Genomic DNA, 1637 nt, shown 5'->3' on the forward strand with positions numbered 1-1637 from the left:
GAACCGGTGGCGATGAAGATCAGCTCCGGCTGGCCGGCACAATCTTTCAGCACGTAACCGCCGCGAGCGACGTTTGCCAGCTGCTCTGCGGTACGCTCCTGCTGCGCCAGGTTCTGACGGGAGAGGATCAGCGCGGTCGGGCCGTCCTGACGCTCTACGCCATATTTCCACGCAATCGCGGATTCAACCTGGTCACACGGACGCCAGGTGGACATGTTCGGCGTCACGCGCAGGGAAGCCACCTGCTCTACCGGCTGATGAGTCGGGCCGTCTTCACCCAGACCGATGGAGTCGTGGGTGTAGACCATCACCTGACGCTGTTTCATCAGCGCGGCCATACGTACCGCATTACGCGCGTATTCCACGAACATCAGGAAGGTGGAGGTGTACGGCAGGAAACCGCCGTGCAGCGCGATACCGTTGGCGATAGCGGTCATACCGAATTCACGCACGCCGTAATGAATGTAGTTACCCGCGGTGTCTTCGTTGATCGGCTTAGAACCAGACCACAGGGTCAGGTTGGACGGCGCCAGGTCAGCGGAGCCGCCGAGGAATTCCGGCAGCAGCGGGCCGAAGGCTTCGATAGCATTCTGCGACGCTTTACGGCTGGCGATTTTCGCCGGGTTAGCCTGCAGCTTCGCGATGAACTCGTTGGCTTTGGCGTCGAAGTCAGACGGCATCTCACCTTTCATACGACGGGTGAATTCGGCCGCTTCCTGCGGGAAGGCTTTCGCGTAGGCAGCAAACTTCTCATTCCACGCCGCTTCTTTCGCCTGGCCGGCTTCTTTGGCATCCCACTGGGCATAGATGTCAGACGGGATGTCAAACGGCGCGTGTTTCCAGCCCAGCGCTTCGCGGGTCAGGGCGATTTCGGCGTCGCCCAGCGGTGCGCCGTGGGAGTCGTGGGTACCGGCTTTGTTCGGCGAACCGAAACCAATGATGGTTTTGCACATCAGCAGGGACGGTTTGTCGGTAACTGCACGCGCTTCTTCTACTGCGCGTTTGATGGCGTCAGCGTCGTGACCGTCAACGCCGCGTACCACGTGCCAGCCGTAGGCTTCAAAGCGTTTCGCGGTATCGTCGGTGAACCAGCCTTCAACGTGGCCGTCGATGGAGATGCCGTTGTCATCATAGAAGGCCACCAGTTTGCCCAGTTTCAGAGTACCGGCCAGGGAGCACACTTCATGAGAAATGCCTTCCATCATGCAGCCGTCGCCCATGAAGGCGTAGGTGTAGTGGTCGACGATGTCGTGGCCCGGACGGTTGAACTGCGCCGCCAGAGTTTTCTCGGCAATAGCCATCCCGACCGCGTTAGCGATACCCTGGCCCAGCGGACCGGTGGTGGTTTCCACGCCCGCGGTGTAGCCGACTTCCGGGTGACCCGGGGTTTTGGAGTGCAGCTGGCGGAAGTTTTTCAGCTCTTCAATCGGCAGATCGTAGCCAGTGAGGTGCAGCAGGCTGTAAATCAGCATCGAACCATGGCCATTTGACAACACAAAACGGTCACGGTCAGCCCAGGCCGGATTGTTCGGGTTATGGTTCAGGAAATCACGCCACAGCACTTCGGCAATGTCAGCCATACCCATCGGGGCCCCCGGGTGGCCGGATTTGGCTTTCTGTACAGCGTCCATGCTCAG

At 59.9% G+C, this 1637-nt stretch carries 1 protein-coding gene; it reads right to left on the reverse strand.

All coding sequences use genetic code 11. From position 1 onward, the window contains the following. Nucleotides 1-1637 (reverse strand): transketolase (gene tkt, locus HMPREF3142_RS22370; RefSeq protein ID WP_070612633.1); only part of this gene is annotated, 1637 nt, incomplete at both ends.

Origin of the sequence: Klebsiella sp. HMSC16C06 (assembly GCF_001808325.1) — a bacterium.
In the GTDB taxonomy this organism is placed as follows: domain Bacteria; phylum Pseudomonadota; class Gammaproteobacteria; order Enterobacterales; family Enterobacteriaceae; genus Klebsiella; species Klebsiella variicola.